The following is a 19,289-nucleotide window of genomic DNA, read 5'->3' as shown; positions in this document are numbered from 1 at the left end:
ATAATCGGAAGGGGGTGATAGAATGAGCGAGCTGATTCAGCAGATCGTGCAGGTTCTCAAGGAGCAGGTCGTTCAGGACACCGTTGTTCCCCGGAACATAAGGCGCGCCGCCGAGCAGGCCATAGAGATTCTCTTGGATGAGAGCAAGGAGCCCGCCGTCAGGGCGGCGGATGCCATAGCCATCCTCGAGGAGATCAGTGAAGACCCCAACATGCCCATGCACACGAGGACCATCATCTGGGAGGTTCTCGGTGCCCTTGAGCAGGTGAAGTGAGCCTTTAATTTTTCCGCTCATTTCCCCTCAGGTACCAGAGTTTGGCGCTCTCCTCGACCAGCTCCGCCTTGTAAAAAGCTTCCCTCAGGCTTTTTCCGACGGTCACGATTCCGTGCTTCGCCATCAAGACCGCGTCCGCCTCCTTCAAGGCTTCTGCCGTGACCTCCGCGAGCTCCTCTGTGCCCGCCGGGCGGAAGGGTGCAATTGGAATCCTCTTCAGGTATATCTCGGCCTCGGGCGTTATTATCGGCAGTTCTCCCTTGAGCAGGGTCGAGGCGACTATCGAGTACGGAGGGTGGAGGTGAGCTATTGCCTTAACGTCAGGCCTTACCCTGTAAACGGCCAGATGAAGCCTGTACTCGGAGGAGGGCCTAACGTCCGAGAGCTGATTTCCGCTGAGGTCTATCACGGCCACCTGCTCATCGGTCATCTCGTCCATAACCGCTCCGGTCGCCTTGATGAATACCAAATTTCCGACGCGGACGCTCAGGTTCCCGCCGAAAGCTGCAGTTAAACCGCGCTCGTGGGCCTTCCTCGAGTAGAGAACGAGCTGGCGTTTTGCTATTCGGCTCATGGAAATCACCTCTCAAGAAAAGTGCACTTCAACGGCTTCCCTTATGTTCTCCATAAGCTCATCGAGGGTCTTCCCCTGGGTGAAGATATCATCATCTATGCCTTTGGCACACCAGTACTCACCGTCGAAATATACCTCGAACTTGACTATCATGCTCTCACCGTGTATTCTTCGTTGGCATGGTACTTAATCTTTAACCTTAACCCCGTAACCGCAGTCCAGACAGACCGCCTTCTTCCCGCGCCACGCGAGTTCGCCGCCGCAGAGGGGACACGTTTCGATGTTTCCGTTTTCCTTCCAGCGCTCGAGGGTTTCCCTATCAACGACGAGGTAGATGCCGTCCTTTTCCTCCTCGAAGTCGCCCAGAACGGGATTGCTCTCGAGCTCACCGGTTTCGAGGTTCACTATCACGGGCTCGAGCCCTATGTTGCCCTCGTACTCCAGATCGTTCGCAGGCAGTATCTCAAGGATAAGAGAGTTGAGCTTTCTGTCGTGGTAAGCTATGATCTCAAGCGCGTCGCTTACCTCTCCGCTCGCCGGGATCACGTCAACGACTAAGCTCTCCCTCGGGAACAGAAGCGCCACAACGTCCCCGCTCCTGAAGAGTGCTATCCCTTTTCCCGCGTAGAGCTCCTCAAGCCCAAGTTCCCTCAGGAATTCCCTAACCTCGTCCCCGCCCGGGAGACGCTTTTCAGTGACCATGACGTCCCTCATCCTCTTCGCGAGAGGAACCGCGACGGTTATCGGCTCCCTCATCTTCTCCCACCGCATGTACTCCGAGGGAAAAATTTATAAACCTGCCCCGGGGATAATGGATCGGGCTAACTGTAGGGTCCCGCGGTAGCCTAGCCTGGGAGTGGCGGCGGACTGTAGATCCGCAGGTCCCCGGTTCAAATCCGGGCCGCGGGACCACCAGAATTCTCGGTGTTCTCGATGGGGGCAATCTCAAAGGCTATGCGGCTTCTATCATGGGTTTTAGTACTGCTTCTCCTCGGGGTTACCCTTGACGTTTCCCTGAACGACGGCGCTCTAACCAAGAAGTACCTCCCCCGCCCGGTTCTTGATGAGTTTGAGGGGCTTCGGGAGCGGGTTGCGTCCCGCGCTGAGGACTACCTCGTAACCGAGGCCTTTGAGCGCTACCTCAACGATCCTAACGAACTCTCCGTGCTCAGGAACATCTCCGTTGCCCTCAAGGGAGAGGACGCCGTGAGCTCCGCATGGAACGTTCTTACCTGGGAGGACGAGCACCTCAATTACGATCGCAACAGAACTGAACCGATGTTCATACCGCCCTCAGAGTTCATCTCCCGGGGCAGGGGAATATGCGGCGATTACGCACTACTGACCGCAGGGCTTCTCCTGGTTATGAACCACTCCCCGGTTTACGTTCTCTCGATAGAGTTCAATGATTCAGACGTTGGTCACCTGACCGCTGCCGTATCTGTAAACGGCCGATACCTCGTTGCGGATCAGCACCCGCCCCTTATGGATCTTGGGGCCTATTACCGCCACTGGGCGCTCTACGTTGATGATCCCGCCCACATATCCCGCGCCACCGTCTATGTGCTCTCCTGGAGAGGGGGCAGAATCGTTATGGAAAGGTACAGCGAGCTCTCCTGGAGAGATTTTCTGGCACAGGACTACAACATGAGCGAGCGGGATCTCAAATCCATGTCGGAGGAGCTCGTAAGGTCTTTTGAATTGAGGTACAACGTGGTTCCCGATCCCACGCTCCCCAGAATAGCGGATGAAGGTGTATCGGAGCGCTATCACTGGGTATCCCTCTGGCAGGGCATTTTCCCTGGTTACGCCGACTACTACCTGCCTATCACCCGCGATGAGATGGTCGATTACATGCTCGATCAGATGGGGACCCAGAGTGAGCTTGGCAAAAAACTTCGCGAGTCCCGTGCCTTCTGGCTTGAGCTCTCCAAGAGCGGGGTTAACCTGACGCTGACCCTCTATCTGGCAGGATAGGGTTGATGGTTTTCCAATTTTCCGGAGAAATCTCTACACTGCTGTACTCCTATTGGATTTCATTGTAGCATTGGAACTCTTTCCTGTATATTTCTTCTTTTTCTGAAATCTGGATTGTATATTCTCTGAGATAAAGGCCCCAACGATTAGAAAGATATTTAAACTTTAAGTTCCAATTTTTATACCGGTGGGTGTTATGGAGTTAGAGTTACTAAAAAAACTTGTATCAATTCCCTCCCGTTTTGGAGAGGAAGATAAAATTTCGAACTTCATTGGTTCGTTTCTTGAGGAACATGGGCTCTCCGTTGAGTATCAGGAGGTCGAAGGTTTTGGTAGCAACGTTATATCACGGATCAAGGGAAAGAGGCTAACCGTCGTTCTCAACGGTCACATGGATACCGTCGGCCTTGGCTCGGGCTGGACGAGAAACCCGTGGGGCGAGCTCGACGGCGATCGTTTCTACGGCCTGGGAAGTGCTGACATGAAGGGTGGTCTCGCCGCGCTCATGGCAGCCTTCGTTGAGGCCTCATACCTCCCCCGGAGGAAAAGGCCTACGGTGCTCTTCACGGCGGTCGTCGACGAGGAGGGCTATTCCCGGGGTGCCTGGAAGCTCATCGAGGAGAACAAGGTTAAGGACGCGAACCTCGTTCTCATAGCCGAGCCAACCGGGGAGAACCTGATGCTCGGTGCTCGGGGCAGGTACGTGATCCGGTTGAGGGTCAGGGGGAAGAAGGCGCACGCCGCACGGCCCGAGAACGGAATAAACGCGATTGAGGAAATGTCCAAGCTCCTGGCGTTCCTCCCGAGAATAAAGACGAAGAAGCACGTCCGTCTCGGTTCCGGTTCGTATTGCACACTCTACGCCCACGGCGAGGCGGACGGGCTGAGCGTTCCGGAGGAGGCCGAGGCGATAGTCGACAGGCACGTCGTGATCGGTGAGGACTGGGAGAGGGTCGTTGGAGAGCTCAGAAAGGCCGCGGAGAAGGTTGGGATGAGAGGGGAGCTGGAGATATCCAAATTCCCCCGCCCCACCCCCGAGATGCTGCCATACCTCGTTCGCGAGAACAACAGGTTCGTCTCGATGATGTCGCGGATCCATTCGATCCTCTGGGGCAGAACTCCCGAGAAAATCTACGGAAAGAGCGTCGGCGACTTCAACTACTTCGGCACCTATCTGGGAGTCCCGACGATAGTCTTTGGCCCAATCGGCGGCAACTGGCACGGGGCCGATGAGTGGGTGAGCGTTTCCTCAGTTGAGCGCGTCAAGGGCACCTACCTGGAGTTCCTCAGAGTACTGGGCAGCGGTAAAAGGCTCGCCGAACTCGTGGAGATGAAGGACTACGTACCTTCCTAGCTTTCCTTCCCTCCAGCAGGAGTTCCCATGCTCATCTTTTTCCACGTCTCGTTCTCCCTCCTCAGTTTTTGCCGCGCTGCGCGAGGACACATTTTTTCATGTACTTGAGGGTTTCGACGGTTCCGTTGGGGTAAATTGTGATTTTGTCCACCCTCGGACATAAGCCTTTTTCTTCCTCCAACAGTTTGGACGGGAAAGGGTTTACAATGACTCCTGATGCGTTTATGAGGATCTCCCTGCCTTCGCACATTCTGTCCAAGATTATGGGAAGGGGTGGAAGGTCCCAGATAGAGGGTGTTTGCTTTTTGGGTTTGAAGCTTCCACCAAGCTCCCATAAGGGGATAAACAGCAATAATGCCGGCAGAATTATCGTCCTTGACGACCGTTATCCAGGTTGAGTACCCGCATTTGACCTCTGTCGGAAACACGAAGTAACCGCCGATCAGAGGATTTCTGTCCACTCCGGGGCGGTTGGACTTATCACCGAATATTAACGTGCAGTTGTTGCATTTTTCAAGGATCCCTTCCAGCTTTGGGGTGTTTCTTAGAACATGCTCCAGCTCTTCCCCCTTCAGCACCGTTACAGTACCGTTCACTTTTATCGCCAAGAACTGCTCCCTTTGGGGGAAGTGGGGGATTTGGCGGATTGAGAACACCAGCGGGCTGTAGTTTATCTCGGTTTTCACCGCCCGTTCGTTGACCACGATTTTTGATGTTGGGAATTCTCTCTTTAGGGTTACCTGGGCTTCCCTCAGTGTTCCGTCCGTGTAGGTTATAGCCACCCATCCGGCTAGGTCTTTGTAGATTAGGAGCAGATTCTCTTTGTCGAGTCCGGCTCTCTCCAGCACGCAGGTTGGTGAGTTGAAGCATGATGATTCCCTGTGGTCGTAAGCTAACAGCGACCCGAAGACCAGCACAAAAATAATGAAGGGCAAAAGCAAGCGCTTCATTCCCAGATCACCTCATGTGAAGTGGCCAGTGTTGGTGTGTGGGGATTTAGTCTCTTCTGGCACACCATATTGTTCCTCTTGCCCATGTTTTCACCGTACCGTTCTTCAAAACTATCACCTGTATGATCGTGAAACACTTCCTCTCCTTTATTGCTTTTGGCGCCGTTTGGTTAAAAATCTCCTGAGCGTGCGGATTAACGTAAATTCCAGTAGCATTCACTAAAGTGCTCTCTACATCCACACATGGACTCTCGTCAATCTTTTTCAAAAGCCCTAAGTAGTCCTTTCCTTGAAAGACCGGCTGGTTCAGTGCTTTTATTAACGCGCTTGCATTCCCGTGCGGGTAAATGACCCTCACCAGATCGTGCGTTTCATTGTACGGCTCAACCACCAGCCAAGTACCCTCACAAAGCGGATCGTTTGACGTTGTGAAAGCCAAGATTCCACCCGTAAGGCTAGTGTTTTCTAAGGTTAGCCATTCGTGGTTTCTGACCGCATTAACCCCGTGGACTGTCCTGATTAGTTTGAAGGTTCCATTGTCGAGGATTCTGCTGAGTTTTACGCATACTTTCCTGAACTCACTGTAACTCCTTGCCGGATGACTTATCAGTTTCCCGTTTTTAGGCAGGTATACTATCTCCCTGAATCCCTCCTCGTATTTTGGTAGGTTTTGGACTTGGCTTACTGGTGTTGTCAAGTTCGTGTAGTGGAGGATTGTTGCGAGTTCTTCTTTGCTCTCTCCGTCTGGCGTTATTGTCAGCTTTACGAGTTTTCCGGAGGGGTTGTAAAGGTAGAATTCCCACTTAGGCTTCCAGGGGGTTATTATTGAACCCTTATCGAGCTCGAAGTAAACTCCGAGGAGGGTGTAATTCTGGGCTTCATAGGTTTTTAGGTAGTGCTCGTAAACGAATTTTGGGTTTTTCAGCTCTTCGTTTCTCGCGTGCTTGGTGTAAGCTAACCCCCCAAGCAGGAGGAGAAAGACGAAAAGAAAAACAAACAAAGCCTTAACAATGTTCATTCCCAAACCACCTCTTTAATTGCAATAGTATTCGTAAATATAGTCGAATCTCCTTTTATCAATGCTCCCCGGGGGATATATTCTCAGCTCGGCGTGAATTTTCTTGTCTTTGTCTATCCATCTTATCCATGCGTACACTTCTCCAGAATCTTTGAATATATGGAACCGCACCCTTGTGTTTTTTCCTATGGTTTTTTGGTGTTGGAGTGAGTTGAGTTTTTGGAGGATTTGTTTGAGGGGGATTTCTTTTGGGGTCCACGTCATGTTTGGTGTAATGTTAACCCTGTGGTATTTTGTGATTTTGAACTCGTCGGAGAGGGTAACGTTGTCAGGATAGTGGATAACCCGCTTGATGGTCTCATTGTCCACTGGCAAAAATTCAACCACAACACCCCTCGTGAGATTAACCATAGGACTGGGCAAATAAAGCAAACCCTTTCCATAATAAATATCGTCCGTAGGAAACATCATGTCACCGTGAACCTCTATGATCGTTCCGGTGGTGATTTCTGAGTCTTTGAGGAGGGAGAGTTTCACGTAGGTGGTGTTCTCTTTGCCCTTGATTACCTGTTCGATTGACGGGTAAATGTTTTCAATTTCTTCGTTCTTGTAAATCCTGCCCGTGTAGAGGAGGACTCTACAATTGTCACAGTTTTTGAAGTTTTTGAGTTTTTCTGGGCTGGTGGCCAGTACGGAGTAATTGAGCTGGGTTTTACACGAGATTTTGTCTTCTGTCATTCTTGGCCAGACTTTCAAGAGTTTGGAGATTTTGAACGTGTAAATGCTGAGTGTCCGCTCTTTTGGATTGTAAAACGCGAATTGATACTCTCTGAAGCCGCTAAAGCCAGTTTGGGAAGAGTAGTAAGCCGCTATCAACTGCGAATTTTCCCTAACCTGCTCTGGGATCTTCTTGTATAGTTCATCCATGCTCTCGCTCGGAAGGTAAAAGTAGCCAAAAAGCAGGAGAAAAATCAAAAAGAAACCAAAAACGGCAAGGAGCTTCTTCATCCCCAAACCACCTCCATAAAGTAACCAACACCAGTGTACGGGCCGGTTTTAGGGCGAATTTGGGCACCATTTTGCATGACTGTCACCATTGTTCTCCGGTTTCACACTCCATCTTGCCCTGCTCAATTCCATCCCTGATTTACCCCCTTCACGTTGAATCCGTCAAGGTCCTCCCTATATACCGCTACTCCTAATTGGCAGAATAATATAGGGCGTTTACTCTTAAAAATCTACGTCTAATTGAGGGTGATAAAATCAGAAAACATGGACGTTTAATATGGGCGTCACATAACGCAGCACTCGTAGATTATCTCAACGTCCCTCACCGTTTTTGCCCACTCGATGACTTTCCTCGGCGGGTTCGTCAGCCTGTCAACGCCCGCCAAAACCGCCCCCCTGTCGAACTCAAGACGCCACCTTCCAGTCGGGCGCATGCAGCCTATGCTCAGCTCTCCGTTGAAGCGCTCGCGCGCGTATTTTACGACCTTCAGGCTCTCCTCAACGCCCGGTTTCGGGACGTTCTCCATCTCCGTCCCCTTCGTCGGGATGAGAACGTCCAGCACGAGGACGTCTATTGGATACTCCATGAGCAGGTCAATCGCCCGGTACTCCCAGTGGATTCTCCCGAAATCGAGGCCTATCGTTATGTGGGGCGCCACGCGAATTTCGTTCTCGGTCAGAAGTTCAACTATGCGAAGGTAATCTTCTACGGTCTTGTCTATCCTGTAAACTCGCCTTATCACGTCGTCATCGCCGACAAAGTCAAGGGAGACGACATCAACGTATTTCAGCCATTCCAAATCGCTCTCATCTATGAAGCCGACGTGGGCGTTTATCTTCAGGTTCGTTCTCCTCTTTATCTTCCTTAACTCGTCCGCATACTTGTCAATCGGCACCTTCAGGCGGGAGTCCATACCACCGCTGAGCAGACAGCCCAGACCGCCGGAGCGCTCAAGGTTGAGGCAGAAGTCAACGAGCTCCCCCTTTTTGGGCTTCTTCATACCCTCGAGGTAGTGTCTCCCGCAGTGGGCGCAGTTGAGGGCGCAGTAGCTCCCCGTGAGCGAGACAGAGGGAAATTTGATTCCGGGGATGTATATCTTCAGTTTCTTTTTTTCTGCTTCCATTTCAATCACCTTTCAGAGCAGGGGGTTGCAGGGGGCGGAGCCCCCTCCAGTGTTTAAAAAAGAAGGAAGGGTATGGGAAACGTAGTTTCCCCCTCTATGTGGGGCGAAGCCCCACCTTCGGGGGGAGGGGGTTAGCAAGGACGTGGGGGGTGAAACCCCCCGGTTCTGCGAGGGAAATTTGATTCCGGGGATGTATATCTTCAGCTTCTTTCTTTCTGTCATACAATTCACCTCTCAGAACGGAGGTTTTGCCCCCTTCATTGGCCACCTTTCTGAATGAGACTCCAACTGGAGAAAAGTGAAAAGAGGCTAAAACCCTTCCGGGACAAAAATGGGAAAAAGGAAGTCACTCCTTCTTGGCCTCTTTGTGGTTCTTGAACAGGGGCCACCAGGCCTTCTCGCCGAAGAGGCTCATGAAGGCCGGGCCTATGAAGTACACCGCCATCGTCGCCGTCAGCAGGACTCCAGCGGCCAATGCAAAGCCTATCTCCCTCATTCCCCACGTGCTGCTGAGCATCAGCGCGCCGTAGGTGCTCGCCAGAACCACCGCGAGGCCGATTACCAGCATGTCCATCGTTCCCGCTGCGACCACCAGTGCATCCTTCGGTGAACGGCGCTCGAACTCGTCCCTGGCCTTGACGAGGTAGAAGCTGTTGTAGTCAATGCCGACTCCCATGAGCACAACGAAGACCATCAGCGGCAGGAACCACATGACTTCCTTACCGAAGACCCTGCCGAAGAGCCACGTTGAGACCCAGATGCTCGTCATGACGCCGAGGAATATGGTCATCATCGTCGATACCACAGCAGGCAGTCCCTTGAGCGTCGGTATCAGCGAGAGGAACATCAGCACGAGGGCCACTGGGATTATCCTGTGCCAGAAGATGTCGTTTATCCTGTCGGTGAGGTCCATCGAGAGCGCCGCCCCTCCTCCGACGAGTCCCTCCTTTATCCTGCCCTCCTTCTCAAGCTCGGCCATGTAGCTCCTTAAAGCCCTGACGAGCTTCTTGGCTCCCTCCTCGGTCGGCTCGTAAACCGACTCCACCTGTATCATCACTTTGTCTCCCTTGCTTGAGATGAACCTGTCCCCGCCGAGCGCCTTGACCGCTGACAGCGTCAGGTTGCTCACCGGCTCGCCGTAGGGTCTGGTTGGAGAGTAGACCGCCTTAACGCCTTCCATTCTCGTTACATGGGCCGTTATCTCGTCTATCACCTTGAGGTCTTCGTCAGTCAAGTTGTGGCCGAGGTCGATTATGACGTAGTTCGGCGAGGTTATGGCCGCTCCGAGCTTCTCCTGGCTCAGCTGCATGAAGGTGAGGGTCTCGCTTCCCTCAGGCAGGAAGAGGCTCATGTCATGGGTTCCCTCGAAGTTGAAGAACGTGTACGTCGCCGGAACCGCTATCAGGAGGCCTATGAGCAGGACGACCTTGGCGTGGTTGACAACCCACTCGGCTATTCTGCTCCTCTCGTGGACGTCGAGCGTTTCGATGTGTTTTATGTGCCTCGGCCACCAGAATATTTGCTTGTCGCCTATGAGGGCCGTTATTGCAGGGATGAGTGTCAGGCTTGCTAGGAGCACCGCTATGACCGCTAATGGGACAACCATTCCCATTTGCTGGAATATCGGGAACTCCCAGGCCAGGACGAAGCTCGCGAAGGCTATGATGTCCGTGAAGGCACTCGCCAGGACGGCGTCCTTAGCCCTCCTGAGGGCCTCTGCGACGGCCTTCTCATGGTCGTAGCCCTCGGCTATGTACTCCTTGAAGCGGTGGACGTAGTAGGTCGAGTAGTCTATACCGAGGCCGAGGGCCGTTGTTATGGTTAGCATCTGGGCCCAGCTTCCAATGTTGAGGATTCCACTCCTCGCGAGCAGGTACGCTATTCCTAAAGCTGTAAGTGCTGATGTCGCGACGCCAGTGAAGGGCAGGAACGTCGCCAGCAGAGCACCTCCCATGAGGATGAACAGCACGATGAGGGCGCTTATGATGCTCGCCTGGCTTGTCTTCTGGTTGTCCTTCTTGCCGTACTCGGTCATCTCGTGCATCTGAATTGGCGTTCCACCGAGGGCTCCAGAGGCCTCTGGGAAGTACTTCCTGAACTCCTCAAGGGCTATCTCCTTGACCTTCGTGGCGTTCTGGGCGCGGTAGAGGTACTCGTCTCTGTCCGGGCCCGGCTTTCCAAAGGGCACGAAGGTTATCAGAATCGTGGTGTTGTCCTCGCTCTTGAGCATGCTGAGATAGGTTCCGGCCTTCTCCCTGATGACGGGCCAGAGCTCCTCCGCGAGGGGCCTGACGTCCTCCCTCGTTATCGCACTTGGGTCATCCTTGAAACGGAAGGCTATATCCGCGAGAAGGGTCTCGTTAAAGTTCAGCTCGACTCCGTAGGGGTTGTCCTTTGCGTAGCTCGATATCATCGAGAGGACTGTTTCCTTGACGAGGCTCTCGATTTCCTCATCGCTCAGCGGGTAGTTCTTGACGACGGCCTTCGTGAGGTTCATGAAAACTCCCTTAAACTCCTCAGGTATTGCTGTGGCGTTCATCTGGCTCATCTGCTCCTCCGCGCCCTTGAGGAAGAGGTTCTCCGCGACGGTTCTCGGGTCGGCGCCCTCGTAGAGCTCTTTCACGACCTCGGAGATGTCTATGTCAACACCCTCCGGAACCATGCCCTCGCTCATGCTCGCGATTACCTCGATGGTCGCGTCTTCGAGCCTTTCGCCGCTTATTATTCCCTCCGGATCCGCTGTAACGGTTTCGACGATTTTCTCAGCTATTTTTTCTGCTTCCGGGACGTTTGCGCTCTCAAGCTGCTTGATGGTTCCTTCTTTGAGGAGCTCCTTGGCGATGTCCTCGATTACCCTCTCGTCCCCGTTGCTCTCGTAGATGGCCTTCAGGACGTTCTCATCCAGCTCAATCCCGATGTTGCCCACCATTCCCTCTATGACCTTCAGGGTGGCCTCTTCGAGCACGCTCGCGTTCTTCGAGAGAACCCCCTCCGCAGTTGGGTCGTAGGCCATTACCGTCTGGACGATGACGGGGCCGAGCTGGCCGGCGGTGCCGTTCATCATCTTGGCCATTCCCGCGGTGAGGAGCTCGGCCTCGAGCTCTGGAGTCGGCCCCCTGACGAGGAGGACTCTCAGGATTTCCTCCGGGTTTTCGACGTTTGCGAGAGGATTCTCAGGTGCCTTTGCGGTGAACCCTAGCCCGAGCTGGACGGTTGCGTTCTCAACGGCCTCGGGGGCTGGCTCTGGGCCGAGCGAAATCGCGGTCTCAATTATTGAGGCAAACGTTTTTGCATCGAGGGTTCCAAAGCCGGGCACACTCACCGTCTGGTTGCCCTGGGCGATAATCTGGGGCAGGCTCTGAAGGGCCTGCGATGCTATCCCCGAAACCGTTTCCATCAGCTGGGACTCGTTCATGCTCTGAAGGGCGTACTCACTTCCGACCTTTTCGTCGAAGGCCTTGACGCCGAGGTAGAAAGCTGTCCCATAGGCCTCGACGAGGGGTTTCTGGTCGTCAGGGGTTCCAGCAAGAACTATGGCCTTTGTCACGTTTGCAAGGAGGGTGTCCGTTACCGCGAGGCTTCCACCCTGTGCATAAATCGGGTAGACGGCGTCAAAGACCGCATAGACGAACTCTGGAGTTGTCCCCGTCTGGTTAGCTATCACCTCTGCCTCGACCTGAGTAAGGTTTCCCCTATCGTAGGCCCCAGTGGCCAGGATGGCCTTGTGAACGACCATGACCCCTACGTACGTCTTCCCATATGTCGAGTTGAGAGCATAGAGACCACTGTTGAGCTCTATCAGCGTAGAGTTGAGGCTCCTGAGCATCTCACTCGTTGATGTCAGGTTTCTGTGGAGGGCGACGTAGGCAGAATCCGTCTGGTTGAGGGCATTCCGGAGGAGAACGGTCTGGTTCCAGAGGAAGGTTAAGTTGTTCTTGAGTGCGAGATAACCCTGGGCGGCGCCCACGAGGCTGTTTTTGGTCATCTCCGTCGTGTTTTTGAGATGGTACATGAGGTTGAGCACCTGCCCAAAGCCTTTTTCGCTGTTGATCACAGCCTCGTAAAGAATGCCCGTGATGTTGGCCGTCATCCTCGTGATGTTCAGCGTGAGGTTGTAGTCCATATCCCAGAGCATGTCGAGGGCGTCGTAGTAGGAGGTTACGTTCGTGGCGTACCTACCTTCTACGCGGTCCTTAAACGCGTAGTAGGCCTTCCTCGCGTTCTCGTCGTTGACGCTGATGTTGGTTATTATCAGGTACGTCATGTTCTCGTTCTGGGCTTTTGTGAACTCCTCGCTCATGATGTCCTGAACTCTGATTGACTCTATCTTATGCGACACCATCTGCTCGGTGCTGTAATCGGTCAGCTCACCGATCTTTCCTGCTAAAGGTGCTAGAATAAGGATAAGCGCCACCCAAATTGCCAGCACTGTCTTTGGGTGCTTTGCAATCCACTCGTTCCAGGCCATCTTGACACCCCCAAAGATTTTTAAATGATTGTCATGAATATGTAAATTGTAAACCTATCTAATTCAGATAGGTCTAATTCAGACATATATGGGCAGGGTGAAGCTTATAAGCCTTTCGCCGGTGGTGAGACCATGTCGGACTCAAGCCTCGTGAGAAACCTCTTCACGGTCCCGATGAAGAACCTCATCCTCCTGATAATAGGCCTGAAGGGGGAAACCCACGGCTACGAGATACTGAAGGAGATAGAGAGAATAACCTTCGGCAACTGGAAGCCCAGCCACGGCAACCTCTACACCATGCTCAACAAGCTGGCGGATGAGGGACTAGTCGAGTCGAGGGAAGAATACAGGGGAAAAAGGAGAGTCATCAGATATCGCCTCACGGAGAAAGGATGGCTCTACCTTAGAGAGGCAAACGAACTCACCCTGAAATCCCTCTATCTGGCAATTCAGTATCACGAGAGGCTTAGGGAGAAGCTCAGGGAAATGGGATACGGTAGAGAGCTCGCCAAGGAGGCCGTTGGGGAATACCTCAAACTGCTGGACGGCATCATAGAGATACTCCAGAAAAAGAGAGAGCAGCTTAGAGATATGATCGAGAACTCTCCCAATTAGTTCTTTTCAAGAAAACGCTATCTATTTCTCCGTCTTCAAGTTCTCAGAGGTTAGGAGAAACTTTAAGTAAAAAACCTTGCTCAGAAGAGCTAGAAACGTAAACGAGCTAAGTGCAGGGGCCGCTAAAATCTTCAGAAACCCTGTCAGTTCCCAGATTTTTGCAAGTGCCGGCAGAAAGGGCACAATCGCAGCCATGAAGAGAACAATCGAGTTGAGACGGGAAAACCAGAGGCTAGTCCTCAAACCTTCGATCTTCCAGAGGACGCTGTTCCTTATTCCAACCGATAGGTAATTAACAACCGCACCTACAAGCGCAACGATCGAAGTCGCGAAGAACTCACTGGGGCCAAAGGGAAACACATTTCTTATAACTGCAGAGTACGTGTAAAACGCGGAAATACCAATCAGGAACCACGATAGTGCCCTTAGAAAGTAAGCTATCGTGAATCTCCTGACCGCCCATGTTCCAAACCTTTTTCTCACGAGCTCTCTCATGCCCGAGTAGTAGAGGATCGTGGATCCTCCAAGGCACACGACCGATAGGCCGTAATGTGACGTCGCCGAAAGCAGAACGGCAAGGACGAGCAACAGCTCAGCAGTTAGCAAGAGATAGCGGTGGTTTATCGGGGTTAAACTCATTCTCATAATCTTCACCAGAAACATAAAGAAAAAGGTTCAGAGGAACGGGTTGCGGAACCTCTTGCCCGGATAGACTGCTATACCCTCAAGCTCCTCCTCTATCCTTATCAGCTGGTTGTACTTGGCGTTCCTGTCGCTTCTGGCTGGAGCGCCGGTCTTTATCTGGCCGGCGTTGAGAGCAACGGCGAGGTCTGCGATGGTGGCATCTTCCGTCTCCCCGGAGCGGTGGGAGACGACGACGCCGTAGCCAGCCCTGAAGGCCGTGTAGGCGGCATCTATCGCCTCGCTGAGCGTTCCAATCTGGTTGACCTTGAGGAGGAGTGCGTTTGCCGCGCCCATCTCGATGCCCTTCCTTATCCTCTTCGGGTTGGTGACGAAGAGGTCGTCACCGACTATCTGTATCTTGCCTCCAAGTTCCCTTGTTATCATGACGAAGCCTTCCCAGTCCTCCTCATGGAACGGGTCCTCGATGGAGACTATCGGGTACTTGCTCACGAGCTCCCTGTAAAGTTCAAGAAGCTCGCCTCTGTCATACTCCTTTCCACCAACGACGTATTTGCCGAGCTTTTCGTCGTAGAACTCGCTGGAGGCGGCGTCGAGGGCAAAGGCTATCTCGTCGCCGGGCTTGTAGCCGGCCTCTTCGATGGCCTTGATGAGGACCTCGAGCGGCTCGGTAACTTCCTTCATCGGCGGGGCGAAGCCGCCCTCGTCGCCGACGTTGACGGCGTTCTTGCCGTACTTTTCGGCTATGACCTTCTTGAGGGTGTGGTAGGTCTCGGAGACCCACCTTATTCCCTCGCGGAAGCTCTTTGCACCGACCGGCATTATCATGAACTCCTGGAAGTCGAGCTCGTTGCCCGCGTGAACGCCGCCGTTGATGACGTTGCTCATCGGAACGGGCATGACGTAGGCGTTGGTTCCGCCGATGTACTGGTAGAGCGGAAGGCCGAGCGCGTTGGCGGCGGCCTTTGCTACCGCCAGAGACACACCGAGGATTGCGTTGGCTCCAAGGTTGCTCTTGTTCTCCGTTCCATCGAGCTCAATCATCAGCATATCAATGTCCCTCTGCCATGTGACGTCCATTCCGATGATTTCCGGTGCTATAATCTTGTTGACGTTCTCAACCGCCCTTCTGACGCCCTTTCCGTGGAAGCGCTTTCCGCCGTCGCGGAGCTCCAGGGCTTCATGGGTTCCCGTGCTCGCTCCGCTCGGAACGGCCGCTCGCCCCATGCTCACCGGCGTGTAGACCTCGACCTCAACGGTTGGGTTTCCCCTGCTGTCGAGTATCTCCCTCGCCACAACTGCGGTAATCTCGAACGGGTTCTCCATCTCAATCACCTCGGGTGATACTAGCCAATCTCTCTTATAATCGTTTTGAAGCTACACTTCAAGCCAGTTTGAAGCCGTCGGGGGGCTTAAATAAAATGAAGCCGGAATACTTAATGGTGAGGGGTATGAGAAGGGTGTACTCCCTGTTGGTTGTCGTGGCGTTCATCGTTTCAATGTTGCCGGCTCAGTCCGTAGGGGCCTGCTTCAATCCCTCCGACCTATACTCCGTTGAGGTTCTTCTGAACAAACCCGGGGTTGAGTACAACCTCTCCCCCGCTGTTCCTCCCGTGATGGAGATCGAGGGAAAAACGTTCCTGCTCAGGGTCTGGAACGGGAGTAAAGGCCTGCACGTCTGGATTGGGATTCCAACGGTTAGGCATCTAGGTGCGTACTGGGTCTACTCCGGAACCTTCATCCTTACCTCCGATGCCCTCGAAAAGCTAAGGGCCCTTGGATGGATCGTAAACGGGAGCAAGCTCATCAAGGGAAACGCCACCTTCAGGATCACAGATCAGGGGTGGGAATGCAAATCCGACTCCGACTGCGCCACCGGCGGCTGCTCCGGTGAGGTCTGTGGCAGAAAAGGTGAAGTCGAGAAGATCGTAACTCCCTGTGTTTACGCTCCCTGGTACGAGTGCTTCCAGCTCACGAGCTGTGGCTGTGTGAACGGTACCTGCTCCTGGAAACCCAACCCGGAGTTTGAGAAGTGCCTGAGGAGTCACGGGGTGGATCCCTCCAAGGTTATACGGGCCGGCCCCACAGGGATTGTCGGAAAGGCCCCAGATCCCGAGGACCTTAGAGAAGCGGTTGAGGAGCTTTTGAAAGCAACGGGGATAAACTGCACGAAGATCGAAGTTCAATCGCGCTCCGAGGAGGGGCCGGCCTACGATACCTCGGAGGTAAACGCCTCGATGGTAATGATGAAGGTTCTTGAAGAGCTCGTCGCCAGGGGCGTTGTCAGGGGCCTCACTGAGGAGGACATCGAGGAGATAGCGGAGGTCTCTGAGTGGGGCAACGCCGGCTGGAACTCCCACATCGGGTGGTACGAGACGAAGAACGGCACTTATGCGTGGATACCCTACGACGAGAGCAAGGATCCATTGCTCGTTCGCTTTGTCGGCTGTGGGGCGTGGGATACTGGGAACGGCAGTAGCGTCGTGTCAACAGGCGAACCCGGAACCAGCGAGGGCCTCCAGCATGGAACCCCAGAGCACATCGGCTCTCCAAGGCCTTCAAGTTCGGTTTCAGACTCAGTTAAAGCCCTCTGCGGCCCCGGAGTGATCACTCTGCTCTCCCTGTGGCCCCTTATGATCGTAAGAAGGAGGAAATGATTAGCCTCCACTCACCGGGGGGAAGATGGCGACCACGTCACCCTCCCGAAGTGTCTCGTCGAAGCGTACGTAGCGCCCGTTGCGCGATACGTTGACGTCCGCAAGGTCGTCGTCCTCCGCGAAGACCTCGTTCCTGAGAACTGGATGCATCTCTTTTATTTTCTCAATAAGATCCATGACGGTCGCTCCTTCGGGGAGCTCGACTTCCTCCTCTCCCTTACCGACTAGGGAGCGGTAGCGGGCGAAGTACCTAACTGTGACCTTCATGGTAACCACCGGTTAAACTTCTCGGCCCCTCTAAAAAAGTTTGTCAAAAAAGTAGTGGAAAAGCCCTTGCGGGCGTGAGATGTGAGCTTGAACCTTCAGATAACCTGAGCGAAGGCAAACTTCCTCTTAACGGAGTTTATAACGATCTCAACCTCGTCTCCGACCTGGGTGTTCGGGACGAAGATAACGAACCCCTTTATCTTGGCGATGCCATCGCCACCCTTACCAAGGCTCTCAATCTTAACCCTGTAGCGCTCCCCAACCTTGACCGGGGCCTCGTTTCCATATCCACCAAATCTATCTCCATACATACCTAACACCAACTTTCCAGTATTGGGGCTCCCTCGAAAGACTCCGAGAAGAGTCCCACTGGGAGGTTAGTTGTAGAGTATATAAAGGTTTGCATTGGTATCAAAGATGATTAAGATAAGAGCGTGAAAACGCCTAAAACTCCGGTCCGAGAGGCAAACGGCGCTTGTGTTCGCTTCTCCTCACAAGGTTCTCGACGTATTCAACTCTCTCGACTGGAATGCCAAGTTCCCCCGCTATCTCCTCCTTTGGCATCTTCAAATCTACAAGGCGCCAGAGTATCTCATCGAGGAGGCGGTAGCTTATTCCAAGCTCGTCTTCATCAGTCTGCCCCTCCCAGAGACCTGCTCTCGGCTTCTTCTCGATGATCCTTTCCGGAACTCCCAAGAGCTTGGCAACCTCCCATACCTCGGTCTTGTAGAGGTTTATGAGGGGAGCATAATCGCTCGCGCCGTCGCCCCATTTTGTAAAATATCCAGTCAGGAACTCGCTCCTGTTGCCCGTCCCAAGGACGAGGTAGTTTTTGGCGTTGGCGTGCGCGTAGAGGAGGACCATCCTCGTCCGGGACATTATGTTGCCGAGGCTCCGTTTATCAGGTTGAAAGCCGAGCCCGGCAACGAAGGAGTCAACGATCGGCTTTATGCCTATCTCCCTGCACTCAATCCCGAGGGAGGAGCAGACGAGCCTTGCATCGTCAACGTCTTGGTTGTTGTAGTATGGCATTATGAGCCCGAGGACGCGCTCCCTTCCCAGGGCTTTAACGGCCAGATAAGCTGTGGTTGCGCTGTCTACTCCACCGCTTATCCCTATCACAACTCCGTTGGATTTTGCCTCCCCGACTTTCTCTTGAATAAAGGATACCAGTTTCTCGATTACCTCCCCGTAGTTTAGCTCCCTCATTTTGACCACGAAGTTACCTGGGAGTTCTGACTTTAATTTATTTTCCCACGGCCAGTATCTTAACGTGCCCCTCCCTGTTCTTCGCGAGCTCCTCAAAGCCCCTCTCGATTATCTCCTCAAGCCCAACTCTTGAGGTTATCATGGGCCCAACGTCAACCCTCCCGGATGCAATGAGGGAAATCCCCCTGCAGAAGTCATCCGCGCTGTGGGAAACCGAGCCCACTATGCTTTTCTCCCCAACGACGAGGCCTTTTGCGTTGAAGGACGTCAAGCACTTGAAAACCCCAAGGATAACGGCCCTCCCGCCTTTCCTTATGCTCTCGACGGCCGTCTTGAAAGTTTCGTTGAGCCCAACGCACTCGAAGCTGACATCGGCTCCAAGTTCAGTTTCGCCCACTATCTCATCAACGACTTCCTCCGTGCTCCTGCCGCTCGGGTCGATTGCAATATCAGCACCAAGCTCGAGGGCCTTTTTCCGTCTCACCCTTGAGGGCTCCACGACGATTACCTTTCCCGCCCCGGAGGCCCTCGCAACGAGGAGCACGCTGAGGCCTATCGGACCCGCTCCTATTATCACCACGCTGTCCCCCGGTAACAGGCCGGCCTTTTTGACCGCCCTCACCCCGACTGAGAGGGGCTCGACCAACGCGGCCTCCTCGAACGAAACGCTTTCGGGGATTTTGTAGGCCTGATATGGTCTGACCAGGGCATATTCTGCAAAACCCCCGTCCTCGCTGAGGCCCGTAACCCCAAAGTTCACGCAGAGGTTCTCCATTCCCCTCCTGCAGAAGTAGCACTCACCGCAGTGGATTACCGGGAAGATAGCAACTCTGTCCCCGACTTCAAAGCCCTTAACGCCCTCGCCAATTTCAACGACCTCCCCAGCGAACTCGTGCCCTATCGTTACTGGAGCAGTTCTGCCAGTGAGAGGGTGGGGCCTCTCGGTGGGTATGAAAATCGGTCCGTTGAGGTACTCGTTCAGGTCGGTTCCGCATATTCCACAGGCTTTCACTTTGATTTTGATGAAGCCCGGCTTAACTTGGGGCTCGGGGATGTCCTCAAGCCTCAGATCCCTCCTTCCGTGCCACCTGACCGCGAGCATTTCATGCACCTCAGGTGCGTGACAAGGGATGCATTGACTTAATTCCTTTT

Annotated in this window: 19 protein-coding genes and 1 tRNA gene; 6 read left to right on the top strand and 14 right to left on the bottom strand. The window is 53.6% G+C overall.

Annotated features, from left to right (window positions below):
* The first annotated feature begins 22 nt into the window (after window positions 1-22).
* Window positions 23-274 (top strand): UPF0147 family protein, encoded by a 252-nt coding sequence (locus tag TGAM_RS00455; protein WP_015857714.1) that lies wholly within the window; start codon window positions 23-25, stop codon window positions 272-274.
* Window positions 275-278: 4 nt separating this feature from the next.
* On the opposite strand, the gene TGAM_RS00450 is transcribed toward TGAM_RS00455, so the two are convergent.
* Genes TGAM_RS00450 through TGAM_RS00445 form a run of 3 tightly spaced genes read right to left on the bottom strand, consistent with a single transcriptional unit; the run spans window position 279 to window position 1,619 of the window.
* Window positions 279-848: an aldolase gene (locus TGAM_RS00450; RefSeq protein ID WP_015857713.1), complete on the bottom strand. Its 570-nt coding sequence runs from the start codon at window positions 846-848 to the stop codon at window positions 279-281.
* A 12-nt stretch (window positions 849-860) separates the two neighbouring features.
* The gene (locus TGAM_RS11195; RefSeq protein ID WP_014122775.1) at window positions 861-1,001 is read right to left on the bottom strand and encodes a type II toxin-antitoxin system HicB family antitoxin; all 141 of its coding nucleotides are present in this window, start codon (window positions 999-1,001) and stop codon (window positions 861-863) included.
* A gap of 33 nt (window positions 1,002-1,034) precedes the next feature.
* Window positions 1,035-1,619 (bottom strand): hypothetical protein, encoded by a 585-nt coding sequence (locus TGAM_RS00445; RefSeq protein WP_015857712.1) that lies wholly within the window; start codon window positions 1,617-1,619, stop codon window positions 1,035-1,037.
* Between the two features lie 63 nt (window positions 1,620-1,682).
* Here TGAM_RS00445 and TGAM_RS00440 point away from each other — a divergent pair.
* The 3 genes from TGAM_RS00440 to TGAM_RS00430 all read left to right on the top strand — a co-directional run bounded on the left by TGAM_RS00440 (window position 1,683) and on the right by TGAM_RS00430 (window position 4,179).
* Window positions 1,683-1,760: transfer RNA gene (locus TGAM_RS00440), tRNA-Tyr, on the top strand.
* A gap of 21 nt (window positions 1,761-1,781) precedes the next feature.
* On the top strand, window positions 1,782-2,825 hold the full coding sequence (locus tag TGAM_RS00435) for a transglutaminase-like domain-containing protein (protein WP_048810947.1): 1,044 nt from the start codon (window positions 1,782-1,784) through the stop codon (window positions 2,823-2,825).
* A gap of 196 nt (window positions 2,826-3,021) precedes the next feature.
* The gene (locus TGAM_RS00430; protein ID WP_048810946.1) at window positions 3,022-4,179 is read left to right on the top strand and encodes a M20 family metallopeptidase; all 1,158 of its coding nucleotides are present in this window, start codon (window positions 3,022-3,024) and stop codon (window positions 4,177-4,179) included.
* Here TGAM_RS00430 and TGAM_RS00425 read toward each other — a convergent pair.
* The 5 genes from TGAM_RS00425 to TGAM_RS00405 form a co-directional block, all read right to left on the bottom strand.
* Window positions 4,176-5,129, bottom strand: a complete 954-nt coding sequence (locus tag TGAM_RS00425; protein WP_015857709.1) for a hypothetical protein — start codon at window positions 5,127-5,129, stop codon at window positions 4,176-4,178. The two genes, TGAM_RS00430 and TGAM_RS00425, sit on opposite strands and share 4 nt — an antisense overlap.
* A 46-nt stretch (window positions 5,130-5,175) precedes the next feature.
* Entirely contained in the window at window positions 5,176-6,147 is a 972-nt protein-coding gene (locus TGAM_RS00420; RefSeq protein ID WP_048810945.1) for a hypothetical protein, read from the bottom strand.
* 15 nt (window positions 6,148-6,162) lie between these two features.
* Window positions 6,163-7,155 (bottom strand): hypothetical protein, encoded by a 993-nt coding sequence (locus TGAM_RS00415; protein WP_048810944.1) that lies wholly within the window; start codon window positions 7,153-7,155, stop codon window positions 6,163-6,165.
* 284 nt (window positions 7,156-7,439) lie between these two features.
* A complete protein-coding gene (locus TGAM_RS00410) occupies window positions 7,440-8,279 on the bottom strand; it encodes a radical SAM protein (protein ID WP_015857706.1) in 840 nt (279 codons plus the stop codon).
* A 346-nt stretch (window positions 8,280-8,625) separates the two neighbouring features.
* Window positions 8,626-12,747 (bottom strand): MMPL family transporter, encoded by a 4,122-nt coding sequence (locus TGAM_RS00405; protein ID WP_015857705.1) that lies wholly within the window; start codon window positions 12,745-12,747, stop codon window positions 8,626-8,628.
* A 132-nt stretch (window positions 12,748-12,879) separates the two neighbouring features.
* Here TGAM_RS00405 and TGAM_RS00400 point away from each other — a divergent pair, with 132 nt between their 5' ends.
* Complete coding sequence (locus TGAM_RS00400; RefSeq protein WP_015857704.1) at window positions 12,880-13,362, top strand: PadR family transcriptional regulator; 483 nt, start codon at window positions 12,880-12,882, stop codon at window positions 13,360-13,362.
* Between the two features lie 21 nt (window positions 13,363-13,383).
* Here TGAM_RS00400 and TGAM_RS00395 read toward each other — a convergent pair whose 3' ends face one another.
* The gene (locus tag TGAM_RS00395; protein WP_238516219.1) at window positions 13,384-14,007 is read right to left on the bottom strand and encodes a hypothetical protein; all 624 of its coding nucleotides are present in this window, start codon (window positions 14,005-14,007) and stop codon (window positions 13,384-13,386) included.
* A 30-nt stretch (window positions 14,008-14,037) separates the two neighbouring features.
* Window positions 14,038-15,330, bottom strand: coding sequence for a phosphopyruvate hydratase (eno, locus tag TGAM_RS00390; protein ID WP_015857702.1), 1,293 nt, complete (start codon window positions 15,328-15,330; stop codon window positions 14,038-14,040).
* Between the two features lie 125 nt (window positions 15,331-15,455).
* Between eno and TGAM_RS00385 the strand changes: the two genes are divergently transcribed.
* On the top strand, window positions 15,456-16,661 hold the full coding sequence (locus tag TGAM_RS00385) for a CGP-CTERM-anchored Cys-rich protein (RefSeq protein WP_148206238.1): 1,206 nt from the start codon (window positions 15,456-15,458) through the stop codon (window positions 16,659-16,661).
* Here the strand turns inward: TGAM_RS00385 and TGAM_RS00380 are convergent, their stop codons facing one another.
* The 4 genes from TGAM_RS00380 to TGAM_RS00365 form a co-directional block, all read right to left on the bottom strand.
* The gene (locus tag TGAM_RS00380; RefSeq protein ID WP_015857700.1) at window positions 16,662-16,928 is read right to left on the bottom strand and encodes a ubiquitin-like small modifier protein 1; all 267 of its coding nucleotides are present in this window, start codon (window positions 16,926-16,928) and stop codon (window positions 16,662-16,664) included. It lies immediately after the preceding gene.
* 95 nt (window positions 16,929-17,023) lie between these two features.
* The gene (locus tag TGAM_RS00375; RefSeq protein WP_014122763.1) at window positions 17,024-17,239 is read right to left on the bottom strand and encodes a TRAM domain-containing protein; all 216 of its coding nucleotides are present in this window, start codon (window positions 17,237-17,239) and stop codon (window positions 17,024-17,026) included.
* 133 nt (window positions 17,240-17,372) lie between these two features.
* On the bottom strand, window positions 17,373-18,137 hold the full coding sequence (locus tag TGAM_RS00370) for an NAD+ synthase (protein ID WP_015857698.1): 765 nt from the start codon (window positions 18,135-18,137) through the stop codon (window positions 17,373-17,375).
* A gap of 37 nt (window positions 18,138-18,174) precedes the next feature.
* Window positions 18,175-19,239 (bottom strand): 2,3-butanediol dehydrogenase, encoded by a 1,065-nt coding sequence (locus TGAM_RS00365; RefSeq protein ID WP_052291825.1) that lies wholly within the window; start codon window positions 19,237-19,239, stop codon window positions 18,175-18,177.
* Window positions 19,240-19,289 lie beyond the last annotated feature (50 nt).

Origin of the sequence: Thermococcus gammatolerans EJ3 (assembly GCF_000022365.1) — an archaeon.
GTDB classification, from domain to species: Archaea; Methanobacteriota_B; Thermococci; order Thermococcales; family Thermococcaceae; genus Thermococcus; species Thermococcus gammatolerans.
Note: the sequence above shows the minus strand (reverse complement) of the source record. Positions and strands in the feature narration are given on the sequence as shown.